The sequence below is a fragment of the Chromobacterium sp. Beijing genome (assembly GCF_021496765.1).
GTDB lineage: Bacteria > Pseudomonadota > Gammaproteobacteria > Burkholderiales > Chromobacteriaceae > Chromobacterium.
Genome location: NZ_CP053750.1, coordinates 3,527,560 through 3,545,605, shown reverse-complemented (window position 1 = coordinate 3,545,605; position 18,046 = coordinate 3,527,560). Strand labels below are relative to the sequence as shown.

The 18,046-nt window shown below is 65.3% G+C and carries 18 protein-coding genes; 7 read left to right on the top strand and 11 right to left on the bottom strand.

From position 1 onward, the window contains the following. Positions 1-17: 17 nt before the first annotated feature. Positions 18-719: a glutathione S-transferase family protein gene (locus HQN78_RS16445; protein ID WP_235084954.1), complete on the top strand. Its 702-nt coding sequence runs from the start codon at positions 18-20 to the stop codon at positions 717-719. Positions 720-914: 195 nt separating this feature from the next. Beyond that, a complete protein-coding gene (locus HQN78_RS16440; protein ID WP_235084952.1) occupies positions 915-2,933 on the top strand; it encodes a M13 family metallopeptidase in 2,019 nt (672 codons plus the stop codon). Positions 2,934-2,959: 26 nt separating this feature from the next. Here the strand turns inward: HQN78_RS16440 and HQN78_RS16435 are convergent, their stop codons facing one another. Next, entirely contained in the window at positions 2,960-3,736 is a 777-nt protein-coding gene (locus HQN78_RS16435) for a helix-turn-helix domain-containing protein (protein WP_235084949.1), read from the bottom strand. A 94-nt stretch (positions 3,737-3,830) separates the two neighbouring features. Between HQN78_RS16435 and HQN78_RS16430 the strand changes: the two genes are divergently transcribed. Both HQN78_RS16430 and HQN78_RS16425 read left to right on the top strand, forming a co-directional pair. After that, positions 3,831-5,003 (top strand): MFS transporter, encoded by a 1,173-nt coding sequence (locus HQN78_RS16430; protein WP_235084946.1) that lies wholly within the window; start codon positions 3,831-3,833, stop codon positions 5,001-5,003. 69 nt (positions 5,004-5,072) lie between these two features. Next, a complete protein-coding gene (locus HQN78_RS16425; protein ID WP_235084944.1) occupies positions 5,073-5,444 on the top strand; it encodes a cupin domain-containing protein in 372 nt (123 codons plus the stop codon). A 58-nt stretch (positions 5,445-5,502) separates the two neighbouring features. Here the strand turns inward: HQN78_RS16425 and HQN78_RS16420 are convergent, their stop codons facing one another. Together HQN78_RS16420 and HQN78_RS16415 are read right to left on the bottom strand one after the other, a co-directional pair. Beyond that, entirely contained in the window at positions 5,503-6,039 is a 537-nt protein-coding gene (locus tag HQN78_RS16420; protein ID WP_107797835.1) for a YfaZ family outer membrane protein, read from the bottom strand. Positions 6,040-6,130: 91 nt separating this feature from the next. Next, positions 6,131-6,772: a YceH family protein gene (locus HQN78_RS16415; RefSeq protein WP_107797836.1), complete on the bottom strand. Its 642-nt coding sequence runs from the start codon at positions 6,770-6,772 to the stop codon at positions 6,131-6,133. A gap of 173 nt (positions 6,773-6,945) precedes the next feature. On the opposite strand from HQN78_RS16415, the gene HQN78_RS16410 reads away from it, so the two are divergent. Further along, positions 6,946-7,692, top strand: a complete 747-nt coding sequence (locus HQN78_RS16410) for a TlyA family RNA methyltransferase (protein ID WP_107797837.1) — start codon at positions 6,946-6,948, stop codon at positions 7,690-7,692. A gap of 60 nt (positions 7,693-7,752) precedes the next feature. On the opposite strand, the gene HQN78_RS16405 is transcribed toward HQN78_RS16410, so the two are convergent. Further along, positions 7,753-8,229: a universal stress protein gene (locus tag HQN78_RS16405; protein ID WP_107797838.1), complete on the bottom strand. Its 477-nt coding sequence runs from the start codon at positions 8,227-8,229 to the stop codon at positions 7,753-7,755. Positions 8,230-8,398: 169 nt separating this feature from the next. Here HQN78_RS16405 and HQN78_RS16400 point away from each other — a divergent pair, with 169 nt between their 5' ends. After that, positions 8,399-8,719 (top strand): hypothetical protein, encoded by a 321-nt coding sequence (locus tag HQN78_RS16400; protein ID WP_146176546.1) that lies wholly within the window; start codon positions 8,399-8,401, stop codon positions 8,717-8,719. Between the two features lie 68 nt (positions 8,720-8,787). Here HQN78_RS16400 and HQN78_RS16395 read toward each other — a convergent pair whose 3' ends face one another. The 7 genes from HQN78_RS16395 to HQN78_RS16365 form a co-directional block, all read right to left on the bottom strand. Beyond that, positions 8,788-10,137 (bottom strand): glutamine synthetase family protein, encoded by a 1,350-nt coding sequence (locus tag HQN78_RS16395; protein WP_235084942.1) that lies wholly within the window; start codon positions 10,135-10,137, stop codon positions 8,788-8,790. A 303-nt stretch (positions 10,138-10,440) separates the two neighbouring features. Then, positions 10,441-12,048 (bottom strand): methyl-accepting chemotaxis protein, encoded by a 1,608-nt coding sequence (locus HQN78_RS16390; RefSeq protein ID WP_235084938.1) that lies wholly within the window; start codon positions 12,046-12,048, stop codon positions 10,441-10,443. A 188-nt stretch (positions 12,049-12,236) separates the two neighbouring features. Next, complete coding sequence (locus HQN78_RS16385) at positions 12,237-13,628, bottom strand: DUF2252 domain-containing protein (RefSeq protein ID WP_235084936.1); 1,392 nt, start codon at positions 13,626-13,628, stop codon at positions 12,237-12,239. 303 nt (positions 13,629-13,931) lie between these two features. After that, complete coding sequence (locus HQN78_RS16380) at positions 13,932-14,315, bottom strand: hypothetical protein (RefSeq protein WP_107797843.1); 384 nt, start codon at positions 14,313-14,315, stop codon at positions 13,932-13,934. Positions 14,316-14,442: 127 nt separating this feature from the next. After that, positions 14,443-14,865: a DUF2214 family protein gene (locus HQN78_RS16375; RefSeq protein ID WP_235084933.1), complete on the bottom strand. Its 423-nt coding sequence runs from the start codon at positions 14,863-14,865 to the stop codon at positions 14,443-14,445. A 95-nt stretch (positions 14,866-14,960) separates the two neighbouring features. Continuing rightward, a complete protein-coding gene (locus HQN78_RS16370) occupies positions 14,961-15,437 on the bottom strand; it encodes a WbuC family cupin fold metalloprotein (protein WP_235084931.1) in 477 nt (158 codons plus the stop codon). A 112-nt stretch (positions 15,438-15,549) separates the two neighbouring features. Beyond that, positions 15,550-16,809 carry a glutamate-5-semialdehyde dehydrogenase gene (locus HQN78_RS16365; RefSeq protein WP_235084927.1) on the bottom strand — a complete coding sequence of 420 codons (1,260 nt, stop codon included), beginning with the start codon at positions 16,807-16,809 and terminating at the stop codon, positions 15,550-15,552. A gap of 244 nt (positions 16,810-17,053) precedes the next feature. On the opposite strand from HQN78_RS16365, the gene HQN78_RS16360 reads away from it, so the two are divergent. Then, complete coding sequence (locus HQN78_RS16360) at positions 17,054-18,046, top strand: sulfate ABC transporter substrate-binding protein (RefSeq protein ID WP_235084925.1); 993 nt, start codon at positions 17,054-17,056, stop codon at positions 18,044-18,046.

Below are 18,046 nucleotides of genomic sequence, written 5' to 3'. Positions count from 1 at the left end.
GCCGCGGGAGGCGCTTGATGATCACCCTGTATCAGTTCGGCCCGGCCATGGGCTTGGTGGACCCCAGTCCCTTCGTGATGAAGGCGGACCTGCTGCTGAAGCTGTCGGGCCTGTCCTACCGCCGCGTGCGCGGCGATATGCGCAAGGCGCCCAAGGGCAAGCTGCCTTATATCGACGACGACGGCCAGATCGTGGCGGACTCCACGCTGATCCGCCTGCATCTGGCGGACAAGCACGGCCTCACGCTGGACGCCGGTCTCAGCGAGGCGCAGAAGGCGCTGGCCTGGAGCGTGGACTGCATGCTGGGCGATCATTTCTACTGGGGCATCGTGCATGAACGCTGGATGGTGGACGAACACTTCGCGCGCGGGCCCAGCGTGTTTTTCAAAGGCGTGCCGGCCTTGCTGCGCGGCTTGGTGACGACACTGGTGCGGCGCAAGGTGCGCGCCAATCTATGGGGGCAGGGCATGGGCCGTTTCAGCGCGGCGGAGCGCCTGCGGCTGCTGGAGGCGGACGTGGCGGCGCTGTCGGCTCTGCTGGGCGACAAACCCTATTTCATGGGCGAGACCGCCACCTGGATAGACGCCAGCGTTTACGCCTTCGTCAGCGGCGCCTTGACCGATGCGATGGGGGAAACCCCGTCGCGGGCGTTGATGCTGGCAAGGCCGAATCTGGCGGCCTACGCGGAAAGACTGAGGGCCGAGTTTTACAGTGGATAGGCCGGCTGGGTCCGCCGCGCCGCAGTAAGAACCTGTTTACGATCTGCTGCGCGTCGTGAAGCGTTGCGCGGTGAGGACAAGCTCAAAATGCTCATGTACCACGTGTACATTCCGCTTTTTAGCTCGTTTCGGTCTTGTCTCGCCTTAGCTCGCGAGAGCGTAAACACGTTCTAAGACAAAAACAAAGGGGAAAACATGAAGATGAGCAGACTGCTGCCCTTGGTGGCCTTGCTGTGCGCGGCCGGCGCCTGGGCGGACGGCGGCCTGGATTATGGCCGCTACGGCATTGATTTGAACGGCATCGATCCGGCGGTGAGAGTACAGGACAATCTGTCGCTGCACGCCAATGGCCGCTGGATCCAGCGCACGGTGATTCCGGCCGAGCGTTCCTCGGCGGGCGTGGCGGAGGCCTTGGCGGACCGCAATCTGGAACGGCTGCGCCAGTTGATCGAACAGGCCGGGCAGGGGACGGATGCCGAGGCGGGGCAGATCGCCGCGCTGTATCGCAGCTTCATGGACGAGGACGTCGTCGCCCGGCGCGGGCTGGAGCCGCTGCGCGAATCGCTGCGGGCCGTGGCCGGTCTGGGCACGGCGGCGGAGGCGGTCCGCTATATGGGCCGCCTGCAGGATCAGCCGGTGGATACGCCGTTCCGCTTCTATGTCGGCCAGGACCCCAAGGATTCCGCCGCCTACCTGGCCGGCGTCGGCCAATCCGGTCTGGCGATGGACCAGGACTACTATCTGGGCAAGTCCGCCGACTTCGCCGCCGCGCGTAAGGCCTATTTGAGTTATCTGGAGCGGCTGTTCGCGCTGGCGGAACTGGACCAGCCGCAAAGCCGCGCCCGCGACGTGCTGGCTTTCGAGACCCGGCTGGCGAAAATCCAGTGGACCAATGTCGAGAACCGCGACATCCAGAAAACCTACAACAAGCTGAGCCTGGCCGAGTTGGCGCGCCGGCAGCCCGGCTACGATTGGCCGGCCTTGCTGGCCGACGCCGGCCTGGACGCCGCCAAGCAGTTGAATCTGGACCAGCCCGGCTATCTGAGCAAGCTGGCGCCGCTCTTGCGGGCCGCGCCCGCGTCCACGCTGCGCAACTACCTGCTGGCGCGCACGCTGGACGCTTACGCGCCCAGCCTGACGCCGGCCTTCGTCGACGCCCACTTCGACTTCTACGGCAAGACCCTGGAAGGCCGCAAGCAGAACCGCCCGCGCTGGAAACGCGGCGTGGGCATGGTGGAAAGCGGCCTGGGCGAGGCGCTGGGCAAACTCTATGTGGCGCGTTATTTCACGCCGGAGGCCAAGCGCCAGGCCGACGAACTGGTGCGCAATCTGCTGCAGGCCTACGACCAGTCCATCGACACCCTGGACTGGATGAGCGCCGCCACCAAGCGCCAGGCCCATATCAAGCTGTCCAAGTACACGCTGAAGATAGGCTATCCGGACAAGTGGCGCGATTACGGCGGCCTGCAGCTGGCGCCGGACGATCTGGCCGGCAATGTGCGGCGCATCGCGGTGTTCAACTACCGCTATATGAGCGGCAAGCTGGGCCAGCCGGTGGACCGCAAGGAATGGAGCATGACGCCGCAGACGGTGAACGCCTATTACAATCCGGCCAATAACGAGATCGTGTTCCCGGCCGCGATTCTGCAAGCGCCGTATTTCGACCCCGGCTTCGATCCGGCGGTCAACTACGGCAGCATAGGCGCCACCATAGGCCACGAAATCAGCCATGGTTTCGACGACCAGGGCAGCCAGTTCGACGGCGACGGCAATATGCGCAACTGGTGGACCGCCAGCGACAAGGCGCGCTTCAAGGCGGCCACGCGCAAGCTGGTCAAGCAATACGGCCGCTACCAGCCGGTGCCCGGCCACCATGTCAACGGCGAACTGACCCTGGGCGAGAACATCGCCGACAACGCCGGCCTGGAAGTGGCCTACAAGGCCTATCATCTGGCGCTCGCCGGCAAGGACGCGCCGGTGCTGGACGGCATGAGCGGCGACCAGCGTTTTTTCATCGCCTTCGCCCAATCCTGGCGCAGCAAGAGCCGCGACGAAGCCACGCTCAAACAGCTGGTGTCGGACCCGCACACGCCGGACCTGTGGCGGCCCATCGGCACCGCCAGCAATATGGAGCCGTTCTACCAGGCCTTCGGCGTCAAGCCGGGCGACAAGATGTATCTGTCGCCCAAGCAGCGCTTCCATTTGTGGTGGTGAGCCATTCCCAGATCGTAAACCGGTTCTCAGACTGAGCGTTTGAGCTGGCCGGGCGTAAGCCCGGCATGGCGGCGGAACATGGCGATGAAGGCGCTGTCCTGCGCATAGCCCAGTTCCGCCGCCACCCGGCTGACGCTTTCCCCCTCGGCCAACAGTCGGCTGGCCTCCATCATTTTCAATTGCCGCCGCCAGGCGCTGAAGCTGAGCCCGGTCTGTTGCTGGAACAACCGGTTGACGGTGCGGGCGCTGGCGCCGGCCTGGGCGGCCAGATGCTCCAGCGTGGCCTCGTCGCCGGGCTGTTGCAATAGCTGCTCGGCAATGCGCAGCAGCCGCCGGTCTTGCGGCAGCGGCAGGCTCAGCGCCTGCTCCGGCGCGCGGCCGGCCTCGTCCAGCAACACCTCCGCCAGCCGTTCTTGCTCAGGCTCCAACGGCGACAGCGGCCATTCCGCCACCCGCACGATCAATTCCCGCAACAGCGGGCTGACGGCGATGATCTGCGGCCGCCGCGGCAGCGCGGGATAGACGACCGGATCGAAGTACAGGCTGCGATAGGCGAAAGGCTTGCCGGTTTCGGCCTGATGCCACAGCCCCGAGGGAATCCAGGCAGCCATTGTCGGCGGCAGCACGCAGCGGGTGTGGCCGATGCGGATTTGCAGCACGCCGCTGACCGCGTACATCAGCTGCGCGCGGCGATGGCGATGCAGGCCGGAGTCATGCGGCGCCGGCGCGTCTATGGCCATGCCGACGATGGGATCGGCGAGCTGGTCCGGGTCCGGCGCCGTGGCGGGCAGGTAGCGCGGCATCTTGTCCGATTCTCAATGTTTTATGGCTATCCATCGATAATAGGCGTGCCTTCATCCTCCTACAATCCCTGTTCGTTGTTTTTAGGAGGACAAAATGAAAACCGCGATCCGGGCGGCGCCGCTGGCGCTGCTGATTGTATTGCTGGGTTTCCCGCAATTGAGTGAAACCATTTACGCGCCGGCCTTGACCGAGATCGCCCAGGCTTACCATGTCAGCGCCGGTCAGGCGCAGTTGACGATGAGCGTCTACTTTCTGGCTTTCGCCTTCGGCGTGGTGTGCTGGGGCCGGCTGGCCGATCTATACGGACGGCGGCCGGCCTTGCTGGCCGCCCTGGCCTGTTACGGCGCGGGCGCGGTGCTGGCGGTGATGAGCCGCGATTTCGCCGCACTGCTGCTGGCCAGGCTATTGCTGGCCTTCGGCGCCAGCGCGGGTTCGGTGGTGGTGCAGACCATGTTGCGCGACCGCTATCAAGGCCCGGCCTTGCTGACGGTGTTCGCCACCGTCAGCGCGGTGTTGTCGCTGTCGCCGGCCTTGGGCCCGCCGCTGGGCGCCGTGCTGGTGGCCGGTTTCGGTCATCAGGGCGTGTTCGCCGCCTTGTGCGGCTTGGCGGCGCTGTTGCTGCTGTTGTCCTGGAAGCTGGCCGGCGAAACCCGGCCGGCGGACCTGCCGCCGCCGGCGGCCTTGGGCGCGGTGGCGGCCAGGATGGCGCGAGATCCGCGGGTGCTGGCCACGGTATGGCTGGTGGCCGGCTTCAATCTGCTGTTGTTCGGCTTTTACACGCTGGCCCCGTTCACGCTGCAATTGCTGGGCATGCCGGCCTGGTTGTTCGGCCTCAGCGGTTTGCTGGTGGCCGCCGGCGGCCTGTTCGGCGGCGCGGTCAATCGCCGGCTGGCGGCGCGAGGCGGCGCGGAACGCTTGCCGCGCCTGGCCTTGATGGCCGCCGGCGCGGCGGCCCTGGTGCAGTTGCTCAGCGGCTGGCCGGGTCTGCCGCCGGCCGCGGCCGTCGGCGTGCTGTTGCTCAGCCAACTGGCGATTTCCGCGGCCTTCGGCTGCGCGATTCCGCCGCTGCTGGCGGGGGCCTTGAGGGATTACCGCCAAGTGCAGGGCACGGCCGGCGCCTTATTGGGCCTGATGTACTACCTGCTGATCGCCGGCGGTCTGGGTTTGCTTGGCGCGGCTTATCAGCCGTATGTCTTGTACCAGCCCATGGCCATGGCGCTGCTGTGCGCGGCGATGTGGCCGGCGGCGCGGCGATTGAATCGGTAGGGAGTTGAATATTCTGTCTGCTTCATGGCATTGTGTTGAAAATTTCAAACAGCCATGGAGAGCAGAGCGATGAAACAGGCCAGCGATATCATTGTGTTCCAGCGTCACGACGTGGCGCTGGAATCGTTTGTGGCGGCCGAGGATCGCCGCGTCGCCGGCGAATGCCGGCAAAGCGTGGCCAACCATTATTCCGATCCCAGCGGGCAGTTCCACGCCGGCATCTGGAGCGGCGGGCTGGGCTGCTGGAAAGTGCGCTACAGCGAACACGAGTTCTGCACGCTGTTGCAAGGACGAGTGAAGGTCAGCGACGAGGCCGGGAACAGCGTGGAGTTGAAGCAGGGCGATCACTTCGTGATCCCCGCGGGCTTCGTTGGCACCTGGCAGGTGCTGGAGCCGGCGTGCAAGACTTACGCGGTGTTCGAAGCGCGACAGGCCGAGTGAGCCGCGACAAGCAACAGCCCCGCATTGCGGGGCTGTTTTTCGTGGCGGCGGGCCGGGCTTAAAAGGTGAAGCCGGCGCCGATATACATGCCGTCGGCAAGACGACGATTGCGGTTGTTGTCCTTGCGCTCGATGTCGAAGTAGCGATAGCCGGCTTCCACGGTGAACGGTCCAATGGGGTTCCAGCGCACGCCGGCGGCCAGGTCGCTGACGTTTTTGACGCTGCCGCTGGCCATGCTGTCGCCGGCGTAATAGGCCTGGCCGTAGAGGCTGAGCTTGGGCGCCAGCTGGATGTTGGCGCGGCCGCCGAGCAAGGCGGCGGTGCCGGAACCGCTGTCCGGGTTCAGGCCCATCAGCTTGCCGCCGCCGGCCAGGGTGACCGGGCCCAGCGGAATCGCGAACTCCAGGCCGGCGCCGCCGGCGTTGCCCTTGTGGTCGCTGTTCAGGTAGTCGATGGAAAGCCCCAGGCCCAGGCCCTGCGGGGTGCGGCTGAATTGCTGGAAGTCCTTGCCGGCGATAAAGCTGTAATCGGCGGCGTGGGCGGCCGCGGTCAGGGCGAGCAGCGCGGCGGCGGCGCTCAGATGCAGAGTTTTCATGGGTCACTTCTCTTGGGTGAGTTAGACAACAAGGGAAGTGACCGCTTTTTAAGTAACAAGTTCGGCGAACCGCCAAATATTCGAGTGTGAATTATTCACTGGCCAGCAAATTCTCCAGCTCCAGCAGCCGGGTTTTGAGGGCGGCCACTTCCGCTTCCAAGGCGGCGACGCGGCCGGCGATGCCCACCTCGATCACGCCGCAGCCGTTGTCGCCGGCGGCCGGCAGCGATTGCGGCTCGCCGCTGAGCAGATGGGCCCAGCGCGCCTCGCGCTCGCCGGGCTGGCGCTCCAGCTTCAGCACCAGCGGCGGGTATTTGTCGGCCAGCGCGTTGAGAGCGGTTTCCACTTCCTCCACGCCGCTGAAGCCGTAGATGCGGCCGGAACGGGTGCGGATTTCCGCCGAGGTTTGCGGTCCGCGCAACATCAGCAGGGCCAGCGCCGCCAGCCGCGCGCCTTCGATATTCCATTCGTAATTGAGCCTGTGCTCGTATTTGGCCACCCGGCTGCCGGCCGGCAGCCGCTCGCTCGCCAGCTTCTTGGCGATCAGGCTGTCCAGCGCCGCGCTGATGTCCGCTTCGGACAGCTGCATCACCGGTTCGCGGCTGGTCAGCTGGTTGCAGGCCGAGGCCAGGCCGTTCAAGGTCATCGGGTAGGCGTCCGGGGTCAGCGCCTGTTTTTCCACCAGGGCGCCCAGCACGCGCACTTCATGCGCTTCCAGTTGATGTGTATCCATCCATGTCTCCGCTTGAGGCTGCCGACGCCGGGGGCGACGGCTGGCCGGATTGGCATTTAGCGATTCTAGCGCGGTTGGCGGGCCCTACGCACGGTGAGATCATGGTCTTGGCTTGACAGCGGCCGGCGCGCTTGCCACGCTGTGCGGTTTTTGTCGATGGTGGGGAGGGTGCGATGACGCGAGTGGACGTGTTGCTGGTGGAACTGGGCCTGGCGGCTTCGCGCACGGCGGCGCAGAATCTGATCGCCGCGGGGCGGGTCCGTTGCGACGGCGCGCCGGTGAGCAAGCCCAGCCAGAAATGCGCGCCGGGCAGCCGCTTCGAGATCGCCGCCGATCCATCCGATCGTTTCGTGTCGCGCGGCGGCTTGAAAATGCTGGGCGCGCTGGAGTCGTCCGGCCTGGACCCACGCGACGCGCTGGCGCTGGACGTGGGCCAGTCCACCGGCGGTTTCAGCGACTGCCTGTTGCAGCAGGGCGCGCGGCGAGTGGTGGGCGTGGACGTGGGGCACGATCAATTGCATCCGCGGCTGCGGACGGACGCGCGCCTGCGTTATTTCGAAGGGGTGAACGCCAGGGCGCTGGACCACGCGGCCCTGTTGGCGGCCAACGAGGGCTTGCCTTTCGACCTGATGGTGTGCGACGTGTCCTTCATTTCGCTGACCCTGGTGCTGCCCTCGGCGCTGCCCTTGATCCGTCCCGGCGGTCACCTGCTCAGCCTGGTGAAGCCGCAGTTCGAGGTGGGGCGCGAAGGTTTGGCCAGGGGCGGCATCGTACGCGACGAGAGCCTGTACCCGCGCGTGCGGGACAAGATCAGCGAGGCGGTGCGGGAGCAGGGCTTTGAGCTGCTGAAGTGGTTCGACAGTCCGATCACCGGCGGCGACGGCAACCGCGAGTTCTTCATCTACGCGCGCAAGCGCTGAGCGGCGCGAGGCGACGCCTTGTTATGATGAAGGCATCGCCAGGGCCGCGCGTCGCGGTTATTATTCCGCTTGGCCGAACTCGCTTTGCTCGCTGCGCAGAACCATGACGGGACAGTTGGCGCGGCGCAGCAGGTTCTGGGCGAAGCTGCCCAACAGCAGATGGGCGATGCCGCTGCGGCCATGGGTGCCGAGCACGACCAGGCCGGCTTTGTGGCTGTCCGCGTAGCGCACCAGCAGTTCCGCCATGTCGGCGCCGCCGTCCCAGCTTTCCGCCATGTGGATCTGCACCTGTTCCACGCCGGCTTCCACCGCCTGTTTGCGCGCCTGTTCCAGCACGCGGTTGCCGTCGCGGAAGGCTTGATCGTGCAGTTCGTGGGTGCCGAGCAGGCCGACGCCTTCCACCGCCAGATCGCGCAGGCTGGCGATGTGGAACAGGGTCAGGCTGGCTTTGCAGAACTTGGCGACGCGGATGGCTTCCAGCAGCGCCTTGTCCGAATTGCTGCTGCCGTCCAGCGCGGCGATGATGTGTTGGTACATGTCCGATGTCCTTTATGGCTGGTGAGACAGGAGGATTATCGTGACAGCATATCGCGGCGGGCGGCCCAGGCCAAGCCGGCATGGACCGGGTTTGACCTGGCGCAAGGCGTTGACGGCGGGGCGAGGCGGTGTTTTACAATGACATCCTCAGTTAAAGGTTTGATTTGAAATGTTTGTTTTTCTATTGATCGTGGGCGCGTGTTTGCTGGCTTTGCTGGGGTGGATTGTGTACTCGCGCCGCGCGCCGCGCCAGGTCACGAGGACGCGCGCCGAGGACAAGGTGTACGCCTTGAATACCCAGATCCGCAGCGTGGAGCCGCCTGAGCATTCCACCGGAGCGGCCTTCGGCGTGTTGCTCAAGGCCGCGCGCGGCGACCGCGCCGCGGTGGAAAAGTGGATCGTGGCCGAGCAATACCGCGGCAGCGTGCCGGTCAGCCGCGAGGAGGCGATCGAACTGCTGGCGCGGCGGCTGCTGTTGAGCCGCAACTGAGGCGCTTGGCGCGAGACAATGCAAACAGGCCCGCATCAGCGGGCCTGTTTGCATTGGTCAATGGGTTCTCAGGCCAGCAGACCCAGGTATTGACGCTCCCACGGCGTGATCTGGCTGTGGTAGTGAGTCAGTTCCACCTCCTTCACCGCCAGATAGGCGGCGCTGAACTCCGCGCCGAACAGCTGCGCGGCGGCGTCGCCGCCGGCCATCGCCTCGCAGGCGGCGTCCAGGGTATTGGGCAGGCTGGCGCGTTCGCTCTTGAACACATTGCCGGTGGCGGGCTCGCTGGGCTGCAAGCGGCCTTCTATGCCCAGCAGGCCGGCGCCCAGGCTGGCCGCCAGCGACAGATAGGGGTTGGCGTCGCAGCCGGGCAGCCGGTTTTCCACGCGGCGGCCTTCCGGGCCGGACACCGGCACCCGCAGCCCCACCGAACGGTTGTCCAGGCCCCAGCTCAGATTGACCGGCGCGGCCATGCCTTTGACGAAGCGGCGGTAGGAATTGGGGCTGGGGCAGAACAAGGGCATCAGTTCCGGCAGATAACGCTGCAGGCCGGCGATGAAGCCGTAGAAGGTTTCCGAGGCTTCGCCGTCGGCGCGGCTGAAGACATTGTCGCCATGCTGGTCCACCACGCTTTGGTGCAAGTGCATCGAACTGCCCGGCTGGCCCGGCAGCGGCTTGGCCATGCACACCACGCTGAGGCCGTGGCGGTTGCCGATCTCCTTAAGCGCGGTCTTGAACAGGAAGGTTTGGTCGGCCAGCGCCAGCGCGTCGCCGTGTTTGAGGTTGATTTCAAACTGGCTGGGGCCCATTTCGTGGACGAAGGTGTCGGTGGCGATGCCCAGCATTTCGCAAGCGCGGTAGAGATCGTCGAAATAGGCTTCCAGATCGTTGAGCGAGGAGAAGCTGAAGGAGTCGAAGCCGGCTTCGCGGCGGCCACTGCGCAGCGTGGGCGGCTGAAACGGCTGCTGCGGGTCGCCGTGGGCGGCGAAGATGTAGAACTCCAGCTCCGGCGCCACCACCGGTGTCCAGCCGAACGCCGCGTAGCGCGCCAGCACTGCTTTCAGCGCCGAGCGCGGCGCCAGCGGCGCCAGGCTGCCGTCGTGGTCCACGCAGTCGCAGATCACGCTGGCGCGCGGGGTCTTGGCCCACGGCACCTGGCGCAGGGTGGCGAAATCCGGAACCAGGGTGACGTCCGGATCGTGCTCGCCGTAGTAGCGGTAGTCCGGGAATTCGCCGATGCAACTTTGGATGGGCACCGCCCGCGCGATGCGCAGCGGCTGCCCCTTGATGAAGGCCTTGGCCGGCAAGGTTTTGCCGCGGGCAAAACCGTGCACGTCGGCGAAAGCCAGTTCTACGTCACGAACATTCTGTTGAATCAGCCATTCGGCCAAGTCCGCCGGGATGGTGGCCTGGGACATGAATCTCTCCCGATGCGCTTGCGCATTATTGTTTGCATGTTTGGGTCTGTCTGTCCGTGGCTTTGTTTTATTTTTGGAGCGTTTGCTCTGCGCACATTATGCCATCAGGCAGGGGCGGGAGGGCAAGCCCGGAATGAAGGCGGCAAAAAGCCCCGGCGGAGCGGGGCTTGGGGAAGGCTGGGAAGGGGTTTACGATCGCGAGCTAGGGCGAGACAAGGCGTTGCGGCCGAGAAAGCGGAACGTACTCGTGGCGCATGAGTACTTCGACTTTGTTTTCAACGCCGTATCGCCGCCAACAGGCTCTTAGAGGCGGAAACGGCCCACGGTCTGTTGCAGGGTGTCCGCCTGCTGATCGATGGCGCGAACCGCCCCCACCGCGTTGCTGACCGAATTCTGGGTTTCCTCCACCACGCCGGCCACCTGCTCGACGTTGCCGGCGATATTGGTGCCGGCCTGGCTCTGCTCGCCCATCGCCACCACCACATTGTGCACATGCTCCAGCGCCTGGCTGGCCTGTTTGCTGATGGCGTCCAGCGTCTGGGCCGCCTGCTGCACCTGCTCTACGCCGCCTTCCACCGCCGGGCGGATGTCGTCCATCTGGCTGGACACGCTGCCGGTTTCGCTGACCACCGCCTGCACAATGGTGGAGATCTCGTCGGTGGCGGAGGCGGTGCGCTCGGCCAGCTTGCGCACTTCGTCCGCCACCACCGCGAAGCCGCGGCCCATCTCGCCGGCGCGCGCCGCTTCGATCGCCGCGTTCAGCGCCAGCAGATTGGTCTGGTTGGCGATGTCGCGGATGGTTTCGGCGATGCCGCTGATGTTGCGGGTGCGTTCGGCCAGCTTGCCCACCATATCGCTGGCGCTATGCACTTGGCCGGCGATGTTGCGGATGCCCTCGGCGGCCCGCGCCGCCAGCGCTTCGCCCTGGCGCGCCAGCTCCACGGTGTCGCGCGAGCCGGATTCGGTGTCGCGGGCGCTGGCGGTGACGTGGTCTATGCTCACCGACAGCTGCTCGATAGCGGCGGCGGCGGAACTGGTGGAGGAGCTGGCCACGCCGGAAACGTCGTGCACCTTGTCCATATCGCTGGACAGCTGACGGCTGGCCTGGTTGATATTGGTGGCGGCGAGGCTAATCTCCTCGATCATCTGGCGCAGTTTCAGCTGCATTTCGCGCATTGCCGCCAGCAGGCTGTGCGGCGGGCCCTGCACCACGATGTCGGTGCCCAGATCGCCGTCGGCGATGGCCTTGACCACCTGAGCCGCGTAGTTGGGATCGCCGCCCAGAGACTGCATGATGCTGCGCGAGACCAGCAGGATCAGGCCGGCCAGCGTGATCACGCCGATGGCGGCGATGATCAGCAGCGTGCGCGCCTGGCTCCAGAACAGCTGGTCGATATCGTCGATGAAGATGCCGGTGCCCACCATCCAGCCCCAGGGCTCGAAGCGCACCACGCCGTTGAGTTTGGGAAACTCCTCCTTGCTGCCCTTGCGCGAGGTCTGGATGGTCACCAGGCCGTAATGCTCTTTCTGCAAGGCCTCTTCATAGACCGCCACCGTGGTGCGGCCGTCCGGCAGCGTGCTGCCCATGTCCACCTTGCCCACCCGGTCTTTGTTGGGGTGGAACATCACCACGTTTTGCGGATTGCGGCCGAAGAAGTAGATGTCGTCCACCTTGAGCGCGTTGAGGGCGGCGATGGCTTGTTTTTGGGCGTCGGCACGCGGCAGGCCTTTTTCCTCCAGTTTCTGGAAGTGGCTCATGGTGCCTTCCGCCATGCGCAGCAGGTGGGTGATTTGCTCGCGCTTTTCCTGGCCCAGCGTGGCGCGGGTGGAGAGCAGCGCCACGGCCGCGATGCTGAGCAGCGCCAGCAGGCTGGCCGCCATGATGATGAACAGTCTGGTATTGACCCGCATGATGTTCGCTTTTCGAAGGTGGATGTCTGATTGTGGGCTGTCGGCCCTGTCTTTGCCGGCGGCAAGGACAGGGCCGGGATTATCGCCTGTTCTAGTATGGTTTTATGACATTACAAGCAACAAGATCAAGGGTTTGGTATTAATACGGAAGGATGAACGCCGCCGGCGGCGGCGTTGCGACGGGGTTTTCAGTCGTGGACTTGCAGCCGGCCGCTGGCGATGGCGGCCTTGAACACCTGGTAATCGGCTTCCACCTGGTCGGCGTAGGCCAGCGCGTAGCCGGCGATGGCCTGGTCCAGCTTGTCGCTGTCGCCCACATAGCCGGCCAGTTGGGCGGCTTGGCCGCCGGATTTGGAGTGCGCGCGCGCCAGCGCCCAGGCGCAGGCCTGGCCGTAGGCGGTCAGCGCTTCCGGCGTGGCGAAGGCTTCCAGCGACGGCGCCGCCTTCATGTCGCGCAACTGGCGCACGTAGAAGTGACGGCCGGCCGGGCCGGTGGTCCAGCCCAGGAACAGATCGCTGGCCGCCTGCATCAGGCGCTGGCCGAACACCACCCGCTTGCCCTGGTGGCCGTGCACGCAGGCCTGGGTGTAAGGCTCCAGCACCGAGGGGCGCGCCTCCTTCAATTGCAGGAACAGCGGCTGGTCGAAGTTGTCCTGCAACAGCATCACCAGACAGCGGGTGCCCACGCTGCCCACGCCCACCACCTTGAACGCGCAATCCACCAGCCGGAAGCGCTCCAGCAACTGACGACGGTCTTCCTTCAAGGTGTCGATGTAGTTGTCCAGCATCGGCTTGACCAGGGCCTCGGCGTCGTCGGCGGACAGCCAGCTGTCGTCGTTGTCCAGCAGGGTGTTCTTGTCGTGCAGATGGAAGATCACCGGCGGGTTGTCGCGCAGCCGCAGGGTACCGTCCTCCAGCTCCGTCATCTTGGGCAGCAGTTTTTCCTGGGTCTGGTGTCTGGCCTTGTCGGACAGCTTGAGCATTTGCTGGCGGATGGCGTCGGTGGGCGCGCGCTCCAGCAATTGTTCGAAGCCCACCTTGGTGTACCACAGCTCCAGTTGTCCCATGCGGGCGTATTCGTTGACGCGGCGGCGGTAGACCTCGCTGGCGCGGCACACCATGTCCCGTGCCTGGCTTTCGCTGAAGCCCTGGCCGCGCGCGGCCAGCACCAGGCTGACCGCCAACCGTTTCAGATCCCATTCCCACGGACCGTGGTGGGTTTCGTCGAAGTCGTTGATGTCGAAGATCAGCTGCCGTTCAGGGGAGGCGAAGAAGCCGTAGTTCATCAGGTGGGCGTCGCCGCAGATCTGCAGCTTCAGGCCGCTGGAGGGATTGGCGGCCAGATCGGCGGCCTGGATCATGGCGAAGCCGCGGAAAAAGGTGAAGGGCGAAACCTGCATCCGGCTGTAGCGCAGCGGAATCAGGCCCTGCACCCGGCCCTGCGAGGTGTGTTCCACCATGGCGAGGATGTCGCGCGGCGCGCTGAGCCGGTTTTCGGCTTGCAGCGTGCGGGAGCAGGTTTGGCGCAGCGCCTTGCCGGCGGCGTAGTGCAGTTCGTACTTGGCGTGGTAATTGGACATGCGGGCTCCTGGACGAAGATCTCTTGTCCAGTGTAACCGCTGGAGAATTTTTGTCAGCGGGACTGGCTGTCAAACGCGGGCTCCGCTTATCCACAAGCTTGTCCCCGTTTCATCCACATTACACACAGCGCGCCGTGGGTTTCAAAAGTTGTGCACAAGCGGAAAAGGCAAGCGGACGCAATCAAACCGGGGGTCTGCCGGAGGCTTTTTAATGTTATCCACAGTTTTGTGCACAGTTTGCGCACACTTTCCACAGCCGCGGGGCCGCGGCCGGCGCTGTCCACAGCCCGGCCGGGGAGGGACTCAGGCGCGCTGGGCGCAGTCCGTGACCAGCTTGCGCCATGCCTTGCTGTAACTGAGGCCATGGGTGTTCACCGTCAGCTTGCTGGCGTCGCCGTCCGGGCGGATGAGGATTTCCAGCCCGTCTTTCTGGGTGGCCGGATTGGTCAGACGCACGGTCTCGCCGCCATCTCGGCCGCGTTCGCGTTCGATGTATTCGCTGGGAATGCGCAGCTTGCGCATGCGTTCGTCCAGGCAGCTGGCCACGGCGGGCGGCGAGGCCTTGGCCTTCAGCGTGGCGACGGGGTCGCTCAGGTTGGCGAGCGCAGGCATGACCGCGCAGCTCAGGGCGACGCCCAGCACGGTTTGAAGCAATAGGGATTTGCAGTGTTCGATCAGAATGGGCATGGCGTTCTTGCGTCGGGACGGGATATGGGGTTGGAAGCCCGGTGCCGTGCGCAAGTTCGAGTTAGGCCGGTTGCAGGTGTTAAGGAGTTTGAGACGGCGGAGCCGCGGCGGACTGGGCGCCGTTTATTCAGCCATGCAGCGCGGCGGATTCGCCGACGATGGCGAGCAGCAGCCAGATTTGCCAATAACTGCTGCGGGCTAGCGAGTCGGCGCCGCGCAGTTCCAGACTGCGCTGGATGCGCAGCTGGCTTTGCCAGCGCATCAGGCCGCGCGAAGCGCGGACTTCCAGCAGCAGCAGCGGGGCCAGGGTCAGCAGTTTGAGCATGAACAACGGTTGTTGCAGCCGGGCGGGGTCCAGCGAGAGCAGGCCCAGGCCGCTGACGGTCCACAGCGTCAGCGCCAGCAGCCACCAGCGGTGGCAGCGAAACAGCTGCGGGGTCTGATTGGGGAATTGCTGCTGGCGCAGCAGGCCGGCTCGGCTCCAGAGGGCGGCCAGGCCGGCGCCCAGAGCCAGTAGATGCAAGCTTGCCAGCAACCAATGCCACAACATGGTCCGACTCCCGCCCCCAAGAGATGCCCTACACGGTAAACAGGGGCGAGGCGGCTGGCAAGCTTATTCGGCTAGCCGTTTGACCGGCGCGGGGCTCAGCCGTCGAAGCGCTGGCTGGCTTGAGCGCGGCGCAGGAAATCCAGCATCGCCGGCACGCGCTCGGAACCTTCGACCGGGGACCAGGCGGCCAGGTTCTGGTCCTGCAGCGGCAGATACGGGCCGTGCTTGACTTCGAACACCACGCTGCCCGGTTGCAGCGACACCACCGAGTGCCAGGTGTTGGCCGGCATTTCGAAGACGCGCGCGCCGTCCGCGCCCAAGCGATGGCGGCCTTGCACCACGCCGGCCTCGTCGAAAACGATCACTTCAAAGGCGCCGCTGAGCGCGATCAGCATTTCCCAGCTGTGGTCGTGGCGGTGCGGGCGGACATAGGTGTCCGGCTCCATGGCGATGGCCAGGCGCTGGATCGGGTCTTCCAGCTGGACGTGGAAATTCTGATTGGCGCGCAGGCGCGGCGCACAGGCGGCTTTGGCCGACAGCGCGGCCAAGTCTTGTTGGTTCAGGGTCAGCATGGAATCGCCCGGTATGGAAGCAAAGCAGCGATTATCAATGAAAACGCCGCCGGCAGCGAGGCCGGCGGCGTAGCGAAAGCCGCTCAAGCAAGCGGCCTTCGATGCGGCGGGATCAGGAACGGATATGGCCGTCGCCCAGCACGATCCACTTTTGGCTGGTCAGACCGGTCAGGCCCACCGGGCCGCGCGCGTGGATCTTGTCGGTGGAAATGCCGATTTCCGCGCCCAGCCCGTATTCAAAACCGTCGGCGAAGCGGGTGGAGGTGTTGACCATCACGCTGGCGGAGTCCACCTCGCGCAGGAAGCGGCGGGTGCGGCCGTAGTCTTCGGACACGATGGCGTCGGTGTGGTGGCTGCCCCAGTGGTTGATATGTTCGATGGCTTCGTCCAGATCCTTGACCACCTTGACGGCCAGGATGGGCGCCAGGTATTCGCTGGCCCAGTCCTCTTCCCCGGCCGGACGCACCTTGTCGCCCAGGATGGCGCGGGTGCGTTCGCAGCCGCGCAGCTCCACGCCTTTTTCCCAATAGGCCGCAGCCAGGCGCGGCAGGATGAATTCCGCGAAGGCGGTGTGCACCAACAGAGTTTCCATGGTGTTGCACGTGCCGTAGCGATGGGTCTTGGCGTTCAGCGCGATGTCGAAAGCCTTGTCCGGGCTGGCGGTGTCGTCGATGTAGACATGGCAGTTGCCGTCCAGATGCTTGATCACTGGCACCCGCGCCTCGGCGCTGATGCGGGCGATCAGGCCCTTGCCGCCGCGCGGCACGATCACGTCCACGTATTGCGGCATGGTGATCATCTCGCCCACCGCGGCGCGGTCGGTGGTGGCCAGCACCTGCACCGCCTCGGCCGGCAGGCCGGCTTCGCGCAGGCCCTCGTGCACGCAGGCGGCGATGGCCTGATTGCTGTGGAAAGCCTCGGAGCCGCCGCGCAACAGCGCGGCGTTGCCGGATTTCAGGCACAGGCCGGCGGCGTCGGCGGTGACGTTGGGGCGGGCCTCGTAAATGATGCCCACCACGCCCAAGGGCACTCGCATCTTGCCCAGCTGGATGCCGGAAGGGCGGTAGGCCATCTCGCTGACCTCGCCCACCGGGTCCGGCAGCGCGGCGATTTGGCGCAGGCCTTCGGCCATGCCGGCGACGGTATTCTCGTTCAAGGCCAGGCGGTCCAGCAGCGCCGGCTCCAGGCCGGCCTTGCGCGCGGCCTCCATGTCCAGGGCGTTGGCGGCCAGCAGCTGCGCCTGCTCGCGCAGGATGGCGTCCGCCATCGCCAGCAGCGCGTGGTTCTTCTGCGCGGTGTCGGCGCGGGCCAGTTCGCGGCTGGCTTTGCGGGCGGCCTTGCCCGCCTGTTGCATATAGTCTTTGACGTTCATCGTGGAAACTTCCGAGAGCCAGAATAGAGGATTGACTCTGAGAGTAAACCAAAGCGGGGAGGGCGGCCAGAGCGGTGCGCGCGCCGCTGGAGCGCGCGGGAATGCGAAGAGGGTGGGGCGGGCTTGTTAGATGATTGAGGGATAAGAGTATTTCACAATATTATTTATGGATATAACAGTCCTTGGGTATAGTCGGGAACATCTCGGGAACATCGCCGATCATCCATTCAGAAAAGGTCTGTCCATGAAGCTCCGTCTCGCCCTGGCCGCCCTGTTGCTGGCCGCGTCAGGCTCCGCGCTGGCCGACGCCACATTGCTCAACGTGTCCTACGACGTGATGCGCGACTTCTACAAGGACTACAACCCGGCCTTTCAGAAAGCCTATAAGGCCAAGACCGGCGAAACCGTCACCCTGCAGCAGTCGCACGGCGGCTCCAGCAAGCAGGCGCTGGCGGTGGCCAACGGCCTGGCCGCCGACGTGATCACCATGAACCAGGCCACCGATATCGACCTGCTGGCGGGCAAGGGCCTGGTGCCGTCCAACTGGGCCAGCCGCCTGCCCAACCACGCGGTGCCGTTCACCTCCACCATCGTGTTCCTGGTGCGCAAGGGCAATCCGCAGCAAGTGCGCGACTGGAGCGATCTGGCCAAGCCGGGCCTGAAAGTGGTGATTCCCAATCCCAAGACTTCCGGCAACGGCCGCTACAGCTATCTGGCGGCCTGGGGCTATGCGCTGAAACAGCCGGGCGGCAACGAGGCCAAGGCCCAGGATCTGGTAGGCCGCATCTTCAAGAACGTGCCGGTGCTGGACGGCGGCGGCCGCGCCGCCACCACCACCTTCATGCAGCGCCAGATTGGCGACGTGCTGGTGACCTTTGAGAACGAGGCGGAAATGATCGCCCGCGAATTCGGCCGCGGCGGCTTTGAACTGGTTTACCCCAGCGTGTCCGTGCTGGCCGAGAACCCGGTGTCCGTGGTGGACAAAGTGGTGGACCGCAAGGGCAGCCGCAAGCAGGCGGAAGCCTATCTGCAATATCTGTGGAGCCCGGAAGGCCAAAAACTGGCCGCCGACAACTACCTGCGGCCGCAAGACCCGGCGGTGGCCAAGCAGTTCGCCTCCCGCTTCCCGGCGGTGAAAACCTTCACCGTGGCCAGCGTGTTCGGCTCCTGGACCGCGGTCAATCAGAAGCACTTCGCCGACGGCGGCAGCTTCGACCAGATCTTCAGCAAGAAATGA